Source organism: Paenibacillus agricola (genome assembly GCF_011440305.1).
GTDB classification, from domain to species: domain Bacteria; phylum Bacillota; class Bacilli; order Paenibacillales; family NBRC-103111; genus Paenibacillus_S; species Paenibacillus_S agricola.
Genome location: NZ_JAAOIW010000071.1, coordinates 1 through 1,200, shown reverse-complemented (window position 1 = coordinate 1,200; position 1,200 = coordinate 1). Strand labels below are relative to the sequence as shown.

Annotated in this window: 1 protein-coding gene; it reads left to right on the top strand. The window is 45.1% G+C overall.

Annotated features, from left to right (window positions below; translation table 11 throughout):
* Positions 1-64 precede the first annotated feature (64 nt).
* Positions 65-1,200: IS3 family transposase (locus G9U52_RS39060; protein ID WP_166158873.1), on the top strand; the 1,136-nt coding region annotated here is incomplete at its 3' end.

The following is a 1,200-nucleotide window of genomic DNA, read 5'->3' as shown; positions in this document are numbered from 1 at the left end:
TAAAAAAAGTGTTTAGCGTATGGGTACCTTTTTGTATACTAGAGAGAATAGTGGGGGCGAGCATATGAGTAAAAAACACTTTAGTAAAAATGAGCAGGAACAGTTAGCAAACAACCCGTATGTCTTACGAGTCAGCCAAAAATCAATTACTTATGCAGATGAATTTAAACGTGTGTTCATTGACCAGTACGTGTTAGGGCGAACACCAAGAGAAATTTTTGAAACAAGTGGATTTCAAGTGGAGATCCTAGGGCTGAAGCGAGTCGAACAGTGTGCAGATCGATGGAAGAAAGCCTACGAAAAAGACGGAATCATTGGACTTGCGGACTCGCGTAAAGAATCGGCTCTGCGTCCTTCAAAACGGCATTTATCCCCTGATGAGATCATTGCCAAGCAGGAGGCGAAGATCAGACTTTTAGAGGCTCAACTGGCATACGTAAAAAAGTTAGACAGGAACGAAAGGAGGCTAACAGCAAAGGGAAAAAACCTAGGCCCGAGTGATTGTTTTAACCTTATTCAGGAAGCTGTGCAACAAGGCTTGGGGCGAATGACACGTTACCTCTGCCAACTGCTTGACGTGTCTCGCTCTGGCTATTACAACTACCTCAACTCTGCTGACACACGCCAGGAGCGTAAGCTAGCGGATGAGCAAGCAGGTGCACTCATCAAGAAAGTATTTAATCAAAGAGGTTTCAAAAAGGGCTCCAGATCCATTAAGATGACGCTCCAGAACGAATATGACACCTGTTACAACCTGAAGCGTATTCGAAGGCTAATGAAAAAGTTTGACCTCGTATGTCCTCATCGGAAACCTAACCCCTATCGCCTTATGGCCAAAGCGACACAAGAACACCGCACGCTCCCCAATGAGCTGAAAAGGGACTTCAAGAAAGGAATACCAGGTCTTGTACTGCTCACCGATATCACCTATCTTCCGTATGGCAAATCGCAGACGGCTTATTTGTCCACCATTCTGGACGCCTCAACAGGAGAACTTCTAGCCCAAAATCTCTCAGAGTCCCTTCATCTGCCACTAGCTACAAGAACCATTGAATTGCTCATGAGACAGAGATGCTTAAAACTCCATAAGGATGCCTTCATCCATTCCGATCAAGGGAGCCATTACACGAGCCCCATCTACCAGAAATTATTAAAGAAAAAAGGCCTAAGACAGTCGATGTCACGACGTGGAAACTGCTG